Origin of the sequence: Demequina sp. NBRC 110055 (assembly GCF_002090135.1) — a bacterium.
GTDB lineage: Bacteria > Actinomycetota > Actinomycetes > Actinomycetales > Demequinaceae > Demequina.
The window spans coordinates 1,061,931-1,079,159 of the sequence record NZ_BBRL01000004.1; the positions used below are offsets into that span (position 1 = coordinate 1,061,931).

18 protein-coding genes are annotated in these 17,229 nt (G+C 70.0%); 7 read left to right on the forward strand and 11 right to left on the reverse strand.

Features of this window, described 5'->3' with window-relative positions:
* Positions 1–14 precede the first annotated feature (14 nt).
* A complete protein-coding gene (locus B7K24_RS04985; protein ID WP_084129015.1) occupies positions 15–467 on the reverse strand; it encodes an SRPBCC family protein in 453 nt (150 codons plus the stop codon).
* An 89-nt stretch (positions 468–556) separates the two neighbouring features.
* Positions 557–1,417 carry a helix-turn-helix transcriptional regulator gene (locus B7K24_RS04990; RefSeq protein WP_084129016.1) on the reverse strand — a complete coding sequence of 287 codons (861 nt, stop codon included), beginning with the start codon at positions 1,415–1,417 and terminating at the stop codon, positions 557–559.
* A gap of 123 nt (positions 1,418–1,540) precedes the next feature.
* On the opposite strand from B7K24_RS04990, the gene B7K24_RS04995 reads away from it, so the two are divergent.
* The 3 genes from B7K24_RS04995 (at position 1,541) to B7K24_RS05005 (ending at position 3,775) form a co-directional block, all read left to right on the forward strand.
* Positions 1,541–2,308, forward strand: coding sequence for an SDR family NAD(P)-dependent oxidoreductase (locus tag B7K24_RS04995; protein ID WP_084129017.1), 768 nt, complete (start codon positions 1,541–1,543; stop codon positions 2,306–2,308).
* A 151-nt stretch (positions 2,309–2,459) separates the two neighbouring features.
* Positions 2,460–2,942, forward strand: a complete 483-nt coding sequence (locus tag B7K24_RS05000) for a toxin-antitoxin system HicB family antitoxin (protein WP_084129018.1) — start codon at positions 2,460–2,462, stop codon at positions 2,940–2,942.
* Positions 2,939–3,775: a DUF4097 family beta strand repeat-containing protein gene (locus tag B7K24_RS05005; RefSeq protein ID WP_084129019.1), complete on the forward strand. Its 837-nt coding sequence runs from the start codon at positions 2,939–2,941 to the stop codon at positions 3,773–3,775. The genes B7K24_RS05000 and B7K24_RS05005 overlap by 4 nt, the downstream gene beginning before the upstream one ends.
* A gap of 19 nt (positions 3,776–3,794) precedes the next feature.
* On the opposite strand, the gene B7K24_RS05010 is transcribed toward B7K24_RS05005, so the two are convergent.
* Positions 3,795–4,331 (reverse strand): ABATE domain-containing protein, encoded by a 537-nt coding sequence (locus tag B7K24_RS05010; protein WP_084129020.1) that lies wholly within the window; start codon positions 4,329–4,331, stop codon positions 3,795–3,797.
* Positions 4,332–4,369: 38 nt separating this feature from the next.
* Here B7K24_RS05010 and B7K24_RS05015 point away from each other — a divergent pair, with 38 nt between their 5' ends.
* On the forward strand, positions 4,370–5,380 hold the full coding sequence (locus tag B7K24_RS05015; RefSeq protein ID WP_084129021.1) for a DMT family transporter: 1,011 nt from the start codon (positions 4,370–4,372) through the stop codon (positions 5,378–5,380).
* Between the two features lie 87 nt (positions 5,381–5,467).
* Here B7K24_RS05015 and rsgA read toward each other — a convergent pair whose 3' ends face one another.
* From rsgA to B7K24_RS05030, 3 genes are read right to left on the reverse strand one after another with little or no spacing between them, the layout of a single operon-like run.
* Positions 5,468–6,490, reverse strand: a complete 1,023-nt coding sequence (gene rsgA / locus B7K24_RS05020) for a ribosome small subunit-dependent GTPase A (protein WP_084129022.1) — start codon at positions 6,488–6,490, stop codon at positions 5,468–5,470.
* Entirely contained in the window at positions 6,487–7,806 is a 1,320-nt protein-coding gene (aroA, locus tag B7K24_RS05025) for a 3-phosphoshikimate 1-carboxyvinyltransferase (RefSeq protein WP_234986554.1), read from the reverse strand. The genes rsgA and aroA overlap by 4 nt, the downstream gene beginning before the upstream one ends.
* A complete protein-coding gene (locus B7K24_RS05030; RefSeq protein WP_144268127.1) occupies positions 7,803–8,306 on the reverse strand; it encodes a hypothetical protein in 504 nt (167 codons plus the stop codon). The genes aroA and B7K24_RS05030 overlap by 4 nt, the downstream gene beginning before the upstream one ends.
* Before the next feature lie 174 nt (positions 8,307–8,480).
* On the opposite strand from B7K24_RS05030, the gene B7K24_RS05035 reads away from it, so the two are divergent.
* Together B7K24_RS05035 and rsrA are read left to right on the forward strand one after the other, a co-directional pair.
* On the forward strand, positions 8,481–9,083 hold the full coding sequence (locus B7K24_RS05035; RefSeq protein WP_234986555.1) for a sigma-70 family RNA polymerase sigma factor: 603 nt from the start codon (positions 8,481–8,483) through the stop codon (positions 9,081–9,083).
* Positions 9,083–9,319, forward strand: a complete 237-nt coding sequence (rsrA, locus tag B7K24_RS05040) for a mycothiol system anti-sigma-R factor (protein WP_084129025.1) — start codon at positions 9,083–9,085, stop codon at positions 9,317–9,319. The genes B7K24_RS05035 and rsrA overlap by 1 nt, the downstream gene beginning before the upstream one ends.
* Positions 9,320–9,489: 170 nt before the next feature.
* On the opposite strand, the gene B7K24_RS13765 is transcribed toward rsrA, so the two are convergent.
* Positions 9,490–9,564, reverse strand: a complete 75-nt coding sequence (locus tag B7K24_RS13765; RefSeq protein ID WP_371327667.1) for a 50S ribosomal protein bL37 — start codon at positions 9,562–9,564, stop codon at positions 9,490–9,492.
* Positions 9,565–9,686: 122 nt separating this feature from the next.
* Here B7K24_RS13765 and B7K24_RS05045 point away from each other — a divergent pair, with 122 nt between their 5' ends.
* Positions 9,687–10,778, forward strand: coding sequence for a type IV pilus twitching motility protein PilT (locus B7K24_RS05045; protein ID WP_144268128.1), 1,092 nt, complete (start codon positions 9,687–9,689; stop codon positions 10,776–10,778).
* A gap of 199 nt (positions 10,779–10,977) precedes the next feature.
* On the opposite strand, the gene B7K24_RS05050 is transcribed toward B7K24_RS05045, so the two are convergent.
* The 4 genes from B7K24_RS05050 to B7K24_RS05065 form a co-directional block, all read right to left on the reverse strand.
* The gene (locus B7K24_RS05050) at positions 10,978–11,586 is read right to left on the reverse strand and encodes a GDSL-type esterase/lipase family protein (protein ID WP_084129027.1); all 609 of its coding nucleotides are present in this window, start codon (positions 11,584–11,586) and stop codon (positions 10,978–10,980) included.
* Positions 11,583–15,332: a multifunctional oxoglutarate decarboxylase/oxoglutarate dehydrogenase thiamine pyrophosphate-binding subunit/dihydrolipoyllysine-residue succinyltransferase subunit gene (locus B7K24_RS05055; protein WP_373994158.1), complete on the reverse strand. Its 3,750-nt coding sequence runs from the start codon at positions 15,330–15,332 to the stop codon at positions 11,583–11,585. The genes B7K24_RS05050 and B7K24_RS05055 overlap by 4 nt, the downstream gene beginning before the upstream one ends.
* A gap of 183 nt (positions 15,333–15,515) precedes the next feature.
* Complete coding sequence (locus B7K24_RS05060) at positions 15,516–16,322, reverse strand: ABC transporter permease subunit (RefSeq protein ID WP_084129028.1); 807 nt, start codon at positions 16,320–16,322, stop codon at positions 15,516–15,518.
* A complete protein-coding gene (locus tag B7K24_RS05065; protein ID WP_084129029.1) occupies positions 16,319–17,224 on the reverse strand; it encodes an ATP-binding cassette domain-containing protein in 906 nt (301 codons plus the stop codon). The genes B7K24_RS05060 and B7K24_RS05065 overlap by 4 nt, the downstream gene beginning before the upstream one ends.
* Between the last annotated feature and the right edge of the window lie 5 nt (positions 17,225–17,229).

A 17,229-nucleotide genomic window follows, 5' to 3' on the forward strand; every position in this document is an offset into this window, starting at 1 on the left:
CACGGAGCGTGAGGTCAGGCGTGCACCTCGCCGCGCCAGCCGCCCTCGGCGGTGCCGCGCTCCTCGATGAACTGCTTGAACTGTTCGAGGTCGGTGCGGACCAGGCCGTCATCGACACTGAGTGCGGAGCCGATCTTCTCGGTGGCGCCGAGGGGCTCCCAGTCGAGGGCAAGAGATACTCGAGTGACCTCGGGCCCGACGGCCTCGAAGGTGACACGGCCGCCCTGCTTGAGGCCAGCGGTGGCCTGCCAAGCGAGGTGGCTGTCGGGAACCTGTTCGGTGATCGCGGCATCAAACTCGCGCTCGACGCCGCCGATCTTGGTCACCCAGTGGGTGAGCCGGTCGTCAACCTGAACAACCTGCTCGACGCCCTGCATGAAGTGCGGGAACGACTCGAGCTGCGTCCACTGGTCATATGCGGTGCTGATGGGGACGTTGACGTCCACGGTGCTGGTGGCGGTGGTCATAGGGTGACTCCTTCCACTTCTGCGGGACGACGATCTGCCGCCCACGTCAGTCGTCAACGGGCTGGGTCTCTCAGAACATTCCACGACGGTCAGGGCCTGCGCTCACCGGCCGTCGTCACGTTCTGCGATCCCACGACGGCCAGCAGTGCCATCTTTTCCGCGGCGTCCGTCCCCTCCCTCGGACTGAACCACAGCAGCCGTTGGTATCCGTCATCGGTGTGCAGGCTGTGGCACAGCAGATCGATCTCGCCGATGCTCGGGTGGACGAAGACCTTGGCATCGGCACGGCGAAGTCGGACCTCGTGGGCGTCCCAGAGCTCTCGGAACTCGGCCGATGCGTCGGCGCAGTCCCGTACCAGCCGTGCCAGTCGCGGGTCATCGGGACCGCGGCGGCCCGCGGCGACGCGAAGGTCGGCCACGAGCGATTCCGACAGCCGGGTGTGCTGGTGCTCGGGATGCATCCAGCGTCCGTCATCGGGCGTCACAAACCACCGGTAGATCTGCGAAGACTGGGGCCAGGCCATTCCGGTCTTCTCGCCCATGAGCGCGACCGCGAGGCGGTTGGAGATCAGGGTCTCTCCCAGGTCGTTGACGACCGCGGCGGCGGTGTCATCGAGGCGATCGAGCAGCGCCAGCATGGCGGGCGACACGTGGGCGTCGTCGCCGCGCGCGGGGACAGGGCGGCTCGCGAGGCGGAACAGGTGATCCCGCTCATCGACCGAGAGGCGCAGCGCACGGGCGAGCGCCCCGAGCATCTGCTCCGACGGCTGAGTCTTCGAGCCCTGCTCGAGTTCCGTGTAGTACTCGACCGAGGAGCCCGCGAGCATTGCTACCTCGTCGCGGCGCAGTCCCGGCACGCGCCGCCGCGGGCCGGGCACGAGTCCGACGGCGGCGGGGGTGAGGCGGTCGCGTCGCGTGCGCAAGAAGGCGCCGAGTCCGTCGAGGTCCATGCCCCCAGTATGCGGGCCGCGCTCGCGCTCACCCTGGGGCTGTCAGCCCCAGGGTGAGCGCCGCCTGGTTCGCCCCGTACCTCGCCGGGAGGCTGACGTCACACCCACCACAGGAGGTCACCCATGAAACCCGTCACCCTGATTACTGGAGCCAACCGTGGCATCGGCCGCGCGACAGCCGTCGAACTGGCCAGGCGCGGCCACGACGTCGTTCTCACCTACCGTTCGCATTCCGAGGAGGCCGATGCCGTGGTCGCCGAGGTCGAGGCGCTGGGCCGCCGCGCGGCGGCGCTGGCCCTCGACGTGGCCGATGCATCCGCTCTCGCGCCGTTTGCGGCCCGCCTTCGCGAGGTGCTCTCCACGCATTGGGGACGCGCTCAGCTGACGGCGATCGTCAACAATGCGGGCCAGGGCGCCGACACCACGCTCGCGACGACGGACGCGGCAACCTTGGATGCGCTGTACGCGACGCACGTGCGTGGGGTGTACCTGCTGACGCAGGCCCTCGTCACGCCGGCGGACGGCGAATCGCTGCTCGCCGATGGGGGAGCGGTGGTGCTCCTCGGCACGGGCCTCACCCGGTTCGTGCACGTGGGACGCGACGCCTACGCGGCGATGAAGGGCGCGGTCGACGTGCTGACCCGCTACTGGGCGCAGGAGCTCGGCGCTCGCGGCATCCGCGTGAATCAGGTGGCGCCGGGCCCGGTCGAGACGGCCTTCTCGGGGTGGGAGGGCAACGAACACGTGCGGAAGGTCTTCGCCGATGGAACCGCTCTGGGCCGCGCAGCGGTGGCCGACGACATCGCGGGCGTGATCGCGGGCGTGGTGGATCCTGGCGCGGGCTGGGTCACCGCCCAGCGGATCGAGGCCTCGGGCGGGTATCGCCTCTGAGGCTCTCGCGTCGCGGTATGGCCGCCGTTGCGTGATCCGGGGTGACGAGCCCCGGCGGCCACACTCGCGTGCGTAGGACCTAAGTCCTGACAGGAGGGTACAACACCTCGATGCGCTTGCGTTGGTGTCACTCTGGTGTCATAGTGGCGTCATGGAACTCATGCACTACACCGAAGAGCTGCAACGTCAGCTCGTGGCTGCCGCTGCAGCCGGCACCGAGGAGACCCGCGAGACCGCCGACCGTCTCGCAGGCGCCCTCGATGCCGCGACCCGGCTCGTCCTCGTCGAGGCGCTGTCCGAGGCCGCGGGTGAGATCACCCGCGACCTCGCCCCGGGCTCCGTCGACCTGCGGGTGCGCGGTCGCGACGTGGACTTCGTGGTGACCCGTCCGGAAGGCGAGGCGGAGGCGGCCCCGGCCGTCGCATCGGCCCCGCCCGAGGTCGACGACGAGGCGACCTCGCGCACCACGCTGCGCCTACCCGACGCGCTGAAGACGCGCGCCGAGGCTGCCGCCGCGGCCGAGGGCGTCTCGCTCAACACCTGGCTCGTGCGCGCCGTCGCGGGCGCAGTGAGCCCCGGGCCGCAGTCGCGCCGGGGCCGCGCCGCCGCCTCCTACCAGGGGTGGGTGCGATGAGCGCCGCTGAGATCACGGCCGTGCGCGTGGACATCCCTGCGGGGCGCATCGAGGTGGTCGGCATCGCGGGCCGCGAGGAAGTCTCGGTCGTGGTGAATCCCAGCAACCGGCTGCGCGCGGGGGACCGCGAGGCGGCCGAGAACGCCTCCGTGGAGCGTGCGGGCGACACCGTCGTGGTGACGGTGCCAGCGCGCTCGACCATGTTCGGGCGACCCGACTCGGTCGACGTCATCGTCGAGGGGCCCGAAGGGCTGGGGGTCGATGCATCAACCAAGTACGGCGAGGTGCGCCTCACCGGCGTGCTGGGTACGGCGCGCGTGGCGGCCTCGTACGGCGCGGTGAGGGTGGAGCGCGCGCACTCGCTTGAGGTGAATGGCGGCCACGGCGCGGTCGAGGTGCGTGAGGTCGTCGGCGGTGCCAGCGTGACGCTGTCGAACGGTTCGGTCAGGGTGGGCCGCGTGGGCGGCTCGCTCGCGGCACGCAGCACCAACGGCTCGATCAAGGTCGAGGACGTGGCCGGCAGCGCGAGGCTCGACACCACGAACGGCTCGATTCAGGTGGAGCGCGCGTCTGGTGGGGTGGAGGCCCGCTCGACCAACGGGTCCATCAAGGTGGCCTCGCTGAGTGCCGGGGTGTCCCGGTTCGAGGCGACGCATGGGTCGGTGAAGGTGGGCGTGCCGCGAGGGACGGCGGTGTGGCTCGACGCGACGTCCACGCATGGGGAGGTGCGCACTGAGCTCGACGCCGACCACGGCCCGGCTGAGGGCGAGAGGTCCGTGGAGCTGCACGCACGCACCGGGTTCGGCTCCATCCGGGTGTACCGGGCGGCGTGAGGGCCGTAGCGCGCCGGGTCTAGTCCTCGTCCGCCTGGCGCGCGCGGTACGCCTGCACGGCGGCGCGGTTGGTGCACGTGGTGGTGCAGTACTTGCGCGAGCGGTTGCGCGACATGTCAAAGACCACGCCGTCGCAGTCGTCCATTTCGCAGCGCGAGAAGCGGCTCATCTCGTCGGCGCGGATCACGTCGATCATGCCCATCGCGGTCTCGACAAGGATGCGCTCGTCGAAGGGGCGATCCTCGGTGGTGGCGTGAATGTGCCAGTCGACGCCGTCGTGGCGTACCAACTGCGGTAGCGCGTGACGTGAGGCCAGGATCTCGTTGACCAGCGGTACGGCGCCGTCGCGGCTCGCCTTGAATAGCGTCCGCAGCTGTTCCCGGATGGCGCGAACGGGCTCGAGGTCCTGAGTAACCGGTCGAGTACCGCTGTAGTGGAAGTCGTCAAAGAACGCGTCGAGCTGGTCCATCTCCGTCAGCGTGTCGGGTTCCAGTTCGGAGTTCGCGAGGAACGTAGCGGCCTCGAGGGCCTCGATCGTGTCACGTGCAAAGACCATTTTGACACATTACCACTCGGCCGCTACTGTCATCAGTCATGGCGACTTTGACTCATGACACGGTTGCGCCCACGGTGACGCCGCGACTCGGCTCCGGCCTTGCCTTCGCGCTCGTGGCATCGGCCTCCTTCGGGCTCTCGGGATCCCTGGGGCGCGGCCTCATGGACCTCGGCTGGACCGCGGGCGCCGCGACGCTGGTGCGTGTCGCCATTGCCGCCGCCGTGCTCCTCATCCCCGGCATCGTCGCGCTGCGCGGCCGCTGGGAACTGGTCGCCCGCTCGTGGGCCACGATCGTCGCCTACGGTGCCTTCGCGGTCGCCGGAGCGCAGTTGTTCTACTTCATGGCGGTGCAGCACCTGCCCGTCTCTGTCGCGCTGCTCATCGAATACCTCGCGCCCGTCGTGGTCGTGCTGTTCATGTGGCTGCGTCACGGCCACCGCCCCACGCGCCTCACCTTGGGTGGCGCCGGCATCGCGTTCGCGGGCCTGGTGCTGCTGCTCGATGTGCTCGGCGGCGGCGAGATCGACCTCGTGGGTATCGCGTGGGCCCTGGGTGCGATGGTGGGCGCGTCCGTCTACTTCATCTTGTCCGGCGATGACTCGAACGGGCTGCCCCCGCTGACGCTGGCAGCCGGAGGCATGCTGAGCGCGCTGACGATCTTGTCGATCGCCGCGGTTACCGGCATCGTCCCCATCGCCTTCGCTACCGGCACGGTCCAGTTCGTGCCCTTCGCCGCGCCGTGGTGGGCCGTCGTGGCCGTGCTGGGTGTGGTGACGGCAGGCGTGTCCTACGTCGCCGGCATCGCCGCGAACCGCCGCCTCGGCAGCCGGCTTGGTTCGTTCGTTGCACTGACCGAGGTGCTCGCCGCCGCGCTGTTCGCCTGGTTCCTCTTGGGCCAGGTTCCCGGTCCCATGCAGATCGGCGGCGCCTTGCTCGTGGTCGCCGGCGTGATCGTGGTGAAGCTGGGCGAGCGTCCCGCGGAAAGCCCCGTCGAGTCCGTGCTCGAACCCCCGGCCGTGACCGACCCTCCCGCTCCCGTCGCCGTCTGACGGTTTCTTGACCGGACGGGTCTTAGACCTGGCGGTTCGGGCCGGCGCCACCCCCTCCTTGCGCGCCGCCCGGACCGCCATTTTCTCTTAGTACGTCTCCGCCTCCGCGCGGGCCTTCAGCAGGCGCCGGATCGAGTCGACGCGCGCCTCACGGTCGGGGTCGCCCTCTGCCCACGCGTCGAGCTCGCAGCCCGCCGCCGCGGACTCGTGCTGGCAGCCGCGCGGGCACAGGTCGGCGGCGGCCTGAGCAACGTCGGGGAACGCCTCGACAAAGTGCTGCGGGTCCACGTGGGCGAGGCCGAACGTGCGTACACCGGGGGTGTCGATGATGCGGCCGCCGTCGGGCAGATCCAGTGCCACCGCGGAGGTGGACGTGTGGCGTCCGCGGCCCGTGACGTCGTTGACGACGCCGGTGGCACGCCCGGCATCGGGCACCAGCGCATTGACGAGCGTCGACTTGCCGACGCCCGAGTACCCGACGAGCACCGTCGAGCGCTCGTGCAGTTCGGCGCGCAGGGCCTCAATCCCGGCGATCTCGCGCTCGCCGTCCTCGCCGCGCGTCACCGTCGTCACCAGCACCGTCACACCGAGCGGCTCGTAGGCGGCGCGCAGGGCTTCGCCCGAGGCGAGGTCGCCCTTCGTCAGCACCAGCAGCGCCTCCATGCCGGCGTCGAGCGCGGCCACCAGGCAGCGGTCGATCATGCGGGGGTTGGGTTCGGGGTCGGCCAGCGCCGTCACGATGCCCAGCTGCTGGGCGTTCGCGACGATCACGCGCTCAGTGGGGTCGGCGTCGTCCGCGGTGCGCCGCAGCTCGGTGGAGCGCGGCTCGCGCTTCACGATGCGGCCCAGGCTGCCCTCGGCGCCGGACGTGTCGCCCACCACGCCCACGCGGTCGCCGACCACCAGCCCGCGTCGGCCCAGCTCGCGGGCCTTCACGCACGTGAGTGCCGTGGCGTCGTCGAGCTCGACCGAGAACCTCCCACGGTCGACGCCGACGACGGTGCCGGGCACGGCATCGGCGTGGGCGGGGCGCTTCTTGGAACGCGGCCGCGAGCCCTTGCCGGGGCGGACCCTGGCGTCGGACTCGTCGTAGCGGCTCCAGTCGCTCACGCGCTGAGCATCCCCGTCCACATGGCAGGGAAATCGGGCATGGTCTTGGCGGTGGTGGCGACGTGAATCACCTCGGTGCCCTCCACCGCGAGCCCGAGGATCGCCCCGAAGGTCGCCATCCGGTGGTCGTGGTAGCTCTCCATCGCGGCTGGGCGCAGCCCGCCGGCCGGCAGCCCCTCGAACCGCAGCGAGTCGTCATCGGCCACGCACACGCCTCCGACGCGCGTCACTTCCGCTGCGATCGCCGCAAGCCTGTCCGTCTCGTGACCACGCAGGTGGCCGATGCCGGCGAGGGTGGACGGGCCGGCCGCCAGCGCGCACAGCGCGGCGATGGTGGGCGTGATCTCACCCGCGGGGGAGAGGTCTGCCTCAATGCCGCGGATGCCGCCGGCGCCAAGCCCTGGCGCGCTGACGCGCAACACGTCGCCGTCGAGCGAGCAGGTGGCGCCCATGCGTTCGAGAATGTCGGGGAAGAGTGCGCCGGGTTGGGTCGTGTGAGAGGGCCAGCCGGGGATGCGCACGGTGCCGCCTGCCACGAGCGGTGCGGCGATGAACGGGCCCGCGTTGGACAGGTCGGGCTCGACGCGTACGTCGCCGAGCGACAGCGTGCCGGGGTGGACGATCCAGGTGCGCTCGTCGGGCTGGTCCACCCGGACTCCGGCCCCGCGCAGCGTCTCGCACGTCATGTCGATGTGCGGGAGGCTCGGCAGGGTCTCGCCGGTGTGGCGCACGGTGAGGCCGTGGGGGAGCCGGGCGGCGACGAGAAGCAGCCCGGTGACGAATTGTGACGAGGCCGAGGAGTCCACCGCGACCTCGGCCGGCACGGACTCGGGCGGCGTCACCGTGAACGGGAGTGTTCCGCGGCCCTCGTCGTCGATGGTCGCGCCGAGCGCACGCAGCGCGTCGAGCAACGGCCCCATGGGACGCACGCGTGCCTCCGGGTCGCCGTCAAAGGTGACGGGACCGTTGGCGAGTAGCACCAGGGGAGGCACGAACCTCATGACGGTGCCTGCGAGCCCGCAGAACACCTCGGCGTTGCCGCGAACCGGCGCTGGCGTGACGGTCCACTCGTCGCCCGAGTCGTCCACGTCCTGACCGAGCGCGCGCAGCGCGGCGATCATCAACGCGGAGTCGCGTGAGCGGAGGCCGCCGCGGATGGTGACCGGCGCATCGGCCATCGCCGCGAGGACCAGGAAACGATTGGTGAGGGACTTGGAGCCGGGCACCTCGACGGTGGCGTCGAGTGGGCCGGGCGCGGCGGGGGCGGGCCAGACCTGGCCCGGGCCGGTGCCGCGGGGCAGGTCCGCGGGCGTCACTTCTTCTTGGCGGTCAGCTTGGGACCCTTGAGGCCCTTCTTCGCCTCGACCTTGACGTTCTTCGACTCCAGCTTGGCCTTCTTGGCCTTGACCTTGGCCTTCTTGCTCGAGCGGTGGCCCGCGGTGGCGGCCAGCAGCGTGCCGCCGAAGAGCGACACGTTCTTGAGGAAGAGTTCCATCTGCTCCTCCTTCTTGGCCTCATCGGTCTCGAGCCAGAAGGGGCGACCCACGGCCACCGTCGCGGCCGTGAGGCCGGCGAGCACCAGGCCGGCGGTGCGCGGCGTGCGCGACAACGCCAGGATCGAGGCGGCGGCGATCGTGGCCGCGCCGTGCACCTTGACGAGGTCGGTGGTCTTGACGTCCTCGACGCCGGCCTGCTGGAGCAGCGGCTCGACAACGGGGGCGGCGCGCTCGGCGCGCTTCTCGGGTTCGAGGACGGACTGCACTCCTCCATACACGAACCAGGTGGCCAGCAGCGGTCGGGCGAGATGACGCAACATGCTCCTACGCTACCAACCTCATCGCGCGGGCGGGAGGGGGCGGAAGTGTCGGCCGATGCAATGGCGGGGAATGCAGATCAGTTGCCTTGCGTTGTTCGTGCCATGACAGCCACCGTGACGAGAGCCCGCGGTGCGTCGGCGACAGCCGTGCGCACCGGGGTAGGCTCGCCCATCATGAGCGACACTGTGCAGGACTTCGATTTCGAGGTGGAGGCGCTGTCCTATATGGACCAGCTCTACGCCGCGGCCCTGCGTATGACACGCAACGGGGCCGATGCTGAGGACCTGGTCCAGGAGACCTACGCCAAGGCCTTCGCCGCCCAAGACAAGTTCACGCCAGGCACGAACCTCAAGGCGTGGCTGTATCGCATCCAGACCAACGCGTTCATCAACACGTACCGCAAGAAGCAGCGCGAGCCCAAGCGCTCCGACGCCGAGCAGGTCGAGGACTGGCAACTCGCAGCAGCCTCGGAGCACACCAGCACCGGGCTCGTGTCGGCCGAGCAGGAAGCGCTCGAGCGCATTGGTGACGACGACATCAAGGATGCGCTGGATGCGCTCAGCGAAGACTTCCGCATGGCGGTGTACCTGTCTGACGTCGAGGGCTTTGCCTATAAAGAGATTGCCGAAATTATGGATACCCCCGTGGGAACCGTGATGTCTCGGCTTCATCGCGGCAGAAAACTGCTGAGGGAACAGTTAAAGGAATACGCGGCCGATCGGGGCTTTACCGACAAGCGACCGGCCGCCAAGAAGGAAAGTAAGGGAGGTGTGTGATGCCCGGTAGAGAGTGTGAAGAGGCCCTGGATCGGCTGTTCGAGTACATCGACGACGAGCTTCCTCAGGATGAACTGCAGCGCATCGGTGCGCACCTGAAGACCTGCCCGCCATGCGAGGCAGAGCATCAGATCAAGGAACGCATCAAGAACCTCACCGCGCGTGCCGGGGGCCAGACCGCACCCGAGGAGATGCGCCAGCGCATCCTCGCGTCGATTCGCTCCGCAAGCGTCTAGCCGCGCTCGCGTGGCCCGGCAACGCCGGGTCACCGCGTCGCCGAGCGTGCCCCGCCCTGAGGTGGGGTTCCCTCGCGACCCTTCTGGCGCATCGGCCCGCCGCCTCCCAGACAACGACGAAGCCCGCATCGGAAAACCGATGCGGGCTCGTGCGTGCGTTGCTCTCGCACTTAGGCGTTGGGACGCTTGCCGTGGTTGGCTCCGCCCTTGGCGCGCGCCTTGCGCTTGCGGCCTCGCTTGCTCATCGGGTTCCCCCTTTCTCACGCGCAGCTGACGACTCGACCCTCCATCATCCCACACTCGACTCGTGCACGACGCCTCGCGCCTCTTCCTCAAGAAACAGGCGACTCGTGCCGATGGGTCAGGCGTGAGTGAGCAGCAGCCTGCATCCGTGATCCCGTTCCTCCACGCCCTCGCGTCGACGGGAGGATCCGACCTGCACTGCAAGGTGGGCTCGGCCCCGCGCATCCGCGTCGACGGGCGCCTGCGCAAGTTGCAGGTGCCGCCGCTGACGGCCGAGGACACCCGGCACATGGTCGCGCAGGTGCTGCCGGAGGACCTGGTCGCCCAGTTCCGCGACACCCACGAGGCGGACTTCGCATTCTCGCTGTCGGGCGTGGGACGCTTCCGCGTCAACACGTATGTCGCGCGCGGCACCGACTGTCTGGTGTTCCGTCGCGTCGCCGTGGGTGCGACCCCGTGGGAGGAGCTCGGGCTGCCGCAGGTCATCGCGGACCTCGCGCTCGAGCCGCGCGGCCTGGTGCTCGTGACCGGCCCGACCGGCTCGGGCAAGACCACCACGCTCGCTTCCATGATCGACCTCATCAACACGCTGCGCGAGGTCAACATCATCACCATCGAGGACCCCATCGAGGTCCTCCACAAGGACAAGAAGGCGATCATCTCGCAGCGCGAGGTGCGCTCCGACACGCTCGACTTCACCGCCGCGCTCCGTGGCGCGATGCGTCAGGACCCCGACGTCATCCTGATCGGTGAGATGCGCGACATCGAGACCGTGCGTGCGGCTTTGTCCGCAGCCGAGACCGGTCACCTCGTGCTCGCCACCTTGCACACCGTGGACGCGCAGGACACCATCAACCGCATCATCGACTTCTTCACCCCGCACGAGCAGGGCCAGGTGCGCGCCACGCTCGCCGAGACGTTGCGTGGCATCGTGTCCCAGCGCCTGATCCGCAAGGCCGACGGCAACGGTCGCACCCTCGCCGCCGAGGTCATGGTCAACCACGGCCGTATCGCCGAGGCGATCGTCGACCCGTCGAGCCAGCCGCCCATCTTGGACCTCATCGCCGACGGCGAGTATTACAAGATGCAGACCTTCGACCAGCACCTGTTCCGCCTCGTCGCGGACGGCTCGGTCACGCTCGACGATGCGGTGTCGATCGCCTCGCGCCCGCACGACCTCACCGTGACGCTGAAGAACGCGGGTGTGATCGCGTAAGGCCGGGTGTCCCGTCCGGGGTCCTGCCCCCTATGGGACGCTCACCGTTGCTCTCAGCACTTTCGTGCGCGCTATGGGACCGTCACCGACTGCCTGCGCGGTGAATGTCCCACAGGACGCACAGAAGTCGTCAGAGCGACGGTGGTTGTCCCATGGGGCGCAGGGCGCAAAGCGCGGGACGCAGGGGTGAGCGAGCCGCTCAGTTCTCGGCGCGCGCGGGCTCGACGCCCAGCCACGAGTGCCACGTCGAGTGCAGCACGAGCCAGGCCATGAGGCCGTAGCCGGCCTGCAGCGGCACCTCGCCGCCGGAGGCGTCCATGTCGGTGGCCCACTGCTCGTGGCGGGCCAGCGGCCCGTACATGTCGATGAAGGGCACGTCGCGACGCGCGGCGGCCTCCTCGGTCAGCGCGGCGTACTCGGCCAGCGTGCGCTTGTCGGCGGCCGCGATGGGCGGGGGCCCCGCGATCATGGCGCGAAAGCCCAGGCCAGACGCGCGGTCAAGCGTGTTCGCTAGGTGCAGGCGCGTCATCGTGGGGGAGACCCCGCGGGCCACGTCGTGGCGGCCCAGCGCGAAGATCACGAAGTTCTGCGTGGACGAGGCGTCGTCGTGGCCCACGCGGCGCAGCGCCTCCTCGTCCCAGCGGCCCGAGAGCTCGGCCGTGGTCTCGCCGGGCACGGCGAGCGTGTGGAAACGCAGGTCCGCCGCGAGTGGGGCGGTGCGGGCCGCGACACGGCCGGTCCAGCCCAGGGCCTTGGGATCGCCCTGACCCGCGACCAGCTCGTCGCCCACGAAGAATACGTTCCTCATCGCTGGAAGGCCCTCTCGACGACGTCGGCCTGCTCGGCCTGGTGCCGCGAGCTGAGGCCCGATGCCGGGGAGGCCGAGGCGTGACGGGTGACGCCTCGCACCTCGCGGCCGATGACGTGCGGCAACGCGTGCGCGAGGTACGTCCACGCGCCCTGGTTGCGCGGCTCCTCCTGGACCCACACGATCTCCGCGTCGCCGAACGGTGCGAGCGCCGCCTGGATGGCGTCGTGGTCGAGCGGGTAGAGCTGCTCGAGGCGCAGGATGGCCGTCGACGTGTCGCCGTCCTTCTCGCGCTTGGAGGCGAGGTCGTAGTACACCTTGCCCGCACACAGCAGCACGCGGGTCACGCCCGAGGGGTCGACGAGGTCGCCGATGATCGGCTGGAACGTGCCGGTCGTGAAGTCCTCGACGTCCGAGCTTGCCGCGCGCAGGCGCAGCATCGACTTGGGCGTGAACACCACGAGGGGGCGGCGCGGACGCTGGTAGGCCTGGCGGCGCAGCAGGTGGAAGTAGGACGCCGGGGTCGACGGCATGGCCGCGATCATGTTGTCCTCGGCACACAACTGGAGGAAGCGCTCGGGGCGTGCGGACGAGTGGTCCGGTCCCTGGCCCTCGTAGCCGTGAGGCAGCAGCAGCACCACGGAGGACGACTGTCCCCACTTCTGCTCGGCCGACGAGATGAACTCGTCGATGATGGTCTGGGCGCCGTTGACGAAGTCGCCGAACTGCGCCTCCCACAGGGTGAGCGCGTCGGGGCGCTCGACGGAGTACCCGTACTCAAAGCCCAGGCACGCGTACTCGGACAGCGACGAGTCGTAGATGTGCAGTCGCGCCTGGTCCGAGGCGAGGTACTGCAGTGGCGTCCACTCGGCGCCGGTGGCGCGGTCGTGGAAGACCGCGTGTCGCTGCACGAAGGTGCCGCGGCGCGCGTCCTGGCCGGCCAGGCGCACGGGGACGCCCTCCTGCAGCAGCGAGCCGAAGGCGAGGATCTCTCCGTAGCCCCAGTCGATGCCTCCCTCGCGGCTCATCGCCTCGCGGCGCTCGAGCAGCTTGGCGAGCTTGGGGTGGACGGCGAAGCCCTCGGGAGGGCGCGTGTGAGCGCGGCCGATGCGCTCGACCTGGCCCTGGGAGACGGCCGTCTGCCAGCCGACCATCACGCCGGCATCGGACGACTGCGAGGACGGCAGTTCGAGGCCCGAGATGGACTCGGTGTCGGTGCCAGAGAAGCCCTCGCGGGTCTCGAGGAACACGCGCTCGAGCTGAGCGAGGTAGTCCTGCGAGACCGCCTCGGCCTCCTCCTCGGTGATGTCGCCGCGGCGGATGAGGGACTCGGTGTAGAGGTGGCGCACGGAGCGCTTGCCCTCGATGAGGTCGTACATGCGCGGCTGCGTCATCGAGGGGTCGTCGCCCTCGTTGTGACCGCGACGGCGGTAGCAGACCATGTCGATGATGACGTCGCGACCAAAGGCTTCGCGGTACTCGAAGGCCAGGCGCGCGGCACGCACCACGGCCTCGGGGTCGTCGCCATTCACGTGCAGGATGGGGATCTGGTAGCCCTTGGCGAGGTCCGTGCAGTAGCGCGTGGAGCGCGAGTCGCCCGGTCCCGTGGTGAAGCCCACCTGGTTGTTGATGATGACGTGGACGGTGCCGCCGGTCTTGTAGCCGCGCAGGCCCGCAAGGTTCAACGTCTCCATGACCACGCCCTGGCCCGCGAAGGCCGCGTCGCCGTGCACCAGCACGGGCAGCACCGGGAAGCCCTCAGTGGCCGGGTCGGCGCCCAACTGGTCGAGCTTGGCGCGCACGATGCCCTCGAGGACCGGGTTCACGGCCTCGAGGTGTGAGGGGTTGGCCGCAAGGTAGACGTTGGTGGTCGCGCCGGTCTCGGCGGTGAAGGTGCCCTCGGTGCCGAGGTGGTACTTCACGTCACCGGAGCCCTGCACCGAGCCGGGGACGGCCGTGCCGTCGAACTCGGAGAAGATCTGCGAGTAAGACTTGCCGGCGAGGTTCGCGAGCACGTTGAGGCGGCCGCGGTGGGCCATGCCGATGCAGACCTCCTGGATGCCGGCCTCGGCGGCCGAGGACATCACGGCGTCCAGCAGCGGGATCAGCGACTCGCCGCCCTCGAGCGAGAAGCGCTTCTGGCCCACGTACTTGGTCTGGAGGAACGCCTCGAAGGCCTCGGCGGCGTTGAGGCGGCGCAGGATGCGGAGGTGCTCCTCGGGGGCGGGCTTGGTGTAGCCCACCTCAAGCCGCTCCTGCAGCCACTGGCGCTGCGTGCGATCCGCGATGTGCATGTACTCGATGCCGATGGTGCGGCAGTACGCGTCGCGCAGCAGGCCGAGCACATCGCGCATCTTCCAGCGGTCCTTGCCGCCGAAGTCGCCCGTCGCGTAGACGCGGTCCAGGTCCCACAGCGTGAGGCCGTGGGTCTGGACGTCGAGGTCGGGGTGCTTGCGGATGCGGGTCGACAGCGGGTCGACGTCCGCCATAAGGTGGCCGCGTGAGCGGTAGGCGTGGATGAGCTCGGCGATGCGCGCGGGCTTGGCGGCCTCAGCCGTCTCGTTGGTGGCGGCGTCCTGGATCCAGCGAACCGGCTCGTAGGGCACGCGCAGCGCGGTGAAGACGCGGTCGAAGAACCCGTCGAGGCCCAGCAGCTTCTTGTGCACCAGCGCGAGGAACTCGCCCGACTGGGCACCCTGAATGACGCGGTGGTCGTAGGTCGAGGTGAGCGTCATCACCTTGGACACGCCCAGGCGGGTCACGGTGTCGAGGGACGCGCCCTGGAACTCCGCGGGGTAGTCCATGGCACCCACGCCGATGATGGTGCCCTGGCCGCCCATGAGGCGCGGCACCGAGTGCACGGTGCCGATGGTGCCCGGGTTTGTCAGCGTGATGGTGGTGCCCTGGAAGTCGCTTGCCTGCAACGAGCCGGCACGCGCGCGCTTGACGACGTCCTCGTACCCCGCGAAGAAGGTCGCGAAGTTCATCTTGTCCGCGTCCTTGACGTTCGGCACCAGGAGCTGGCGCGAGCCGTCGGGCTTGGCGAGGTCGATCGCGAGGCCGAAGTTGATGTGCTCGGGGGTGCTGACGGCGGGCTTGCCGTCGTCCTCGACATAGGCGGCGTTCATCGCGGGCAGCTCGGCGAGCGCCTCCACGATCGCGTAGCCGATCAGGTGCGTGAACGACACCTTGCCGCCGCGCGTGCGCGTGAGGTGGTTGTTGATCACGATGCGGTTGTCGATCAGCAGCTTCGCGGGAATGGTGCGCACCGAGGTGGCGGTCGGCACCTCAAGTGACGCCTCCATGTTCGCCACCACGCGTGCCGCCGGCCCGCGCAGGCGCTCGACGCCGCTCTTGACGTCCTTGGCGCTCAGCAGCTGGTGGTCATCGCGCTGCAGGTACGAGGCGAAGGGAGCCTGGGCGGTCGCGATGGGCTGCGTAGGAGGCTGCTCCGTTGTGGCCGATGCCGTGGCCGGCTGGGCGGGAGAGACGGCCGATGCCGCACTCGCCTCGGGCGAGGGCGTCGCCGGTTCGGCGGCCGGGGTGGGGGCGGGCGTGCTGGACGCGGCGGCGCTGGCGGCCGGTGCGGCCGGGCTCGGCGCCGACTTTGCCGCCGAGGCGTCGGTGGCGGCGGGGGCGATGACGACCTTCTTCGCGCTCTCGCCTGCGTCCGCCGCGGGCACCTCGGAGGGCTTCGGCGGAGCGACGCTGGGGCTCGCCTGCGTACTGCCGGAGCCCACGATCAGTGAGGCCACGGACGGCGCATCGGCGGGCCGGGAGACGGTGGTGCGTTCGATATCAGGCGAGGAAGTGTCGGTAGACACAGCGGGACCGCTCGCTTTCTTGGCGCTGTAGCGTCAGATACGTCAGTGTGATCGTGCCCCAGCCTAGTCGCTGTGTCCCGATGCTCAACACCCGGCCCGCGCGCCTCAGGTGAGGTCGCGACGGAAGGTCGTGAGCCACCCGATCACGGCGGCCACCGCTCCGTAGGCCAGCAGCACAGCGAAGCCCGCCCACGGCGCCAGGAGGTCGCCCGCGCCGGTCGACGAATAGAACGAGGCGCCCACCATGGCGTCCCCCGCGGCGCCGGGCAGATAGGCGGCGACTCCGGCGAGGGGTTCGATGAGCCCGAGCACCAGTCGCAGGATCGGCTCGACCAGCTGGGTCCAGCCGATCAGGGCGACGATGACCGCCACCTGGTGCGGCACCGCCGCACCGAGGCCGACGCCCACGAAACCCCAGACCGTGAGCGCGACGACGCCCATCCCGATCGACCCCCACATCGAGGCGTCGTCAAGGTAGGTCGGTGAGCCGGCCACAAGGAGGCCGGTCGCGCCGGTAGCCACGGCGCCCGCCATACCCGCCACGCCATACACCGCCGCCATAGGCAGGACGGCGATCATCTTGGCGGTGATGATGCGGCCCCGGTGCGGATCGGCCAATACGGTCGTGTCGATGGTGCGGTGGCGCACCTCGCCCGTGACCGCCAGCGCGCCCAGGATCGCGGGGAAGACGTAGCCGAAGGACACGGCGAGCCCATAGATGGTGGCCGCCATCGAGCGATCGTCCATCCCGGGAGGAGCGGCGCTGTCGCCCCCCAGCTGATCGGCAAACGCGAAGGAGAACGCGACGATGCCGGCCATGAACGCCGCCCCCGCGATCATGCAGGCCAGCAGCACCCACCACAGGCGCGTGGTGAGGAGCTTGCGCCACTCGGACGCCAGCGCGGCGGTCATCGGATCCCCTCCGTCGTGGCCGTGAGTCTGAGGAAGAGGTCCTCGAGGCTTTCGCCCTCGTCGGACAGCCCGTGTACCTCGAGCCCGTCGGCAAAGGCGGCCGCCCCGACCTCGGCCGCCGTGACCCCGACGATGCGCGCCCGGTTGGCCGTCTCGACGGTCCCGGCCTCACCGAAACGGGACCTGACAAACGCGGCCAACGCCACGGCATCGGGCGACCTCAGTGTGGCGCCGGGGCGAGTCATCGCACGCAGGTCGTCGAGAGACGAGTGATGGCGCAGCCGCCCGCCGGAGATGATCACCACATCGTCGACGGTCTGCTCGACCTCGCTGAGCATGTGCGAGGACAGCAGCACGGTGCCGCCCTCGTCGGCGAAGGCGCGTAAGAAGGAACGCAGCCAACGGATCCCCGCAGGGTCGAGCCCGTTGGCGGACTCGTCCAGCACCAGCACGCTGGGATCGCCCAGCAACGCGGTGGCGAGCCCCAGGCGTTGGCGCATTCCCAGCGAGTAGCCGCCCACGCGGCGGCGTGCGGCGTCGGTCATGCCCACCATCGCGAGGACCTCGTCGCACCGGGCGTCATCAACCCCGACCACGGGCGCGTACACGCGGAGGTGGTCGCGGGCGGAGCGGCCCGGGTGGAACGCTCCCTCGAACTGTGCGCCGATCACGGACGCGGGCCGAGCGATGTCCACATAGGAACGCCCGCCGAAGGTGGCGGTGCCGGCCGTCGCGGTCGCAAGCCCCACGAGAATCCTGAGGGTGGTCGACTTGCCGGCACCGTTGGGGCCGAGGAACCCGGTGACGCGCCCGGGCTGGGCGGTGAACGAGAGGTCCTCGACGGCGGTGACGGCGCCGTAGCGCTTCGTCACGCCGTCGACCTCGATGGCCTGCTGGTGCACGCGTT

Excerpts from the sequence above, each read along its gene's own strand:
- B7K24_RS04985 (WP_084129015.1), bottom strand. The coding sequence starts at position 467 with ATGACCACCGCCACCAGCACCGTGGACGTCAACGTCCCCATCAGCACC.
- B7K24_RS04990 (WP_084129016.1), bottom strand. The coding sequence starts at position 1,417 with ATGGACCTCGACGGACTCGGCGCCTTCTTGCGCACGCGACGCGACCGC.
- B7K24_RS04995 (WP_084129017.1), top strand. The coding sequence starts at position 1,541 with ATGAAACCCGTCACCCTGATTACTGGAGCCAACCGTGGCATCGGCCGC.
- B7K24_RS05000 (WP_084129018.1), top strand. The coding sequence starts at position 2,460 with ATGGAACTCATGCACTACACCGAAGAGCTGCAACGTCAGCTCGTGGCT.
- B7K24_RS05005 (WP_084129019.1), top strand. The coding sequence starts at position 2,939 with ATGAGCGCCGCTGAGATCACGGCCGTGCGCGTGGACATCCCTGCGGGG.
- B7K24_RS05010 (WP_084129020.1), bottom strand. The coding sequence starts at position 4,331 with ATGGTCTTTGCACGTGACACGATCGAGGCCCTCGAGGCCGCTACGTTC.
- B7K24_RS05015 (WP_084129021.1), top strand. The coding sequence starts at position 4,370 with ATGGCGACTTTGACTCATGACACGGTTGCGCCCACGGTGACGCCGCGA.
- B7K24_RS05030 (WP_144268127.1), bottom strand. The coding sequence starts at position 8,306 with ATGTTGCGTCATCTCGCCCGACCGCTGCTGGCCACCTGGTTCGTGTAT.
- B7K24_RS05035 (WP_234986555.1), top strand. The coding sequence starts at position 8,481 with ATGAGCGACACTGTGCAGGACTTCGATTTCGAGGTGGAGGCGCTGTCC.
- rsrA (WP_084129025.1), top strand. The coding sequence starts at position 9,083 with ATGCCCGGTAGAGAGTGTGAAGAGGCCCTGGATCGGCTGTTCGAGTAC.
- B7K24_RS05050 (WP_084129027.1), bottom strand. The coding sequence starts at position 11,586 with ATGAGGAACGTATTCTTCGTGGGCGACGAGCTGGTCGCGGGTCAGGGC.
- B7K24_RS05060 (WP_084129028.1), bottom strand. The coding sequence starts at position 16,322 with ATGACCGCCGCGCTGGCGTCCGAGTGGCGCAAGCTCCTCACCACGCGC.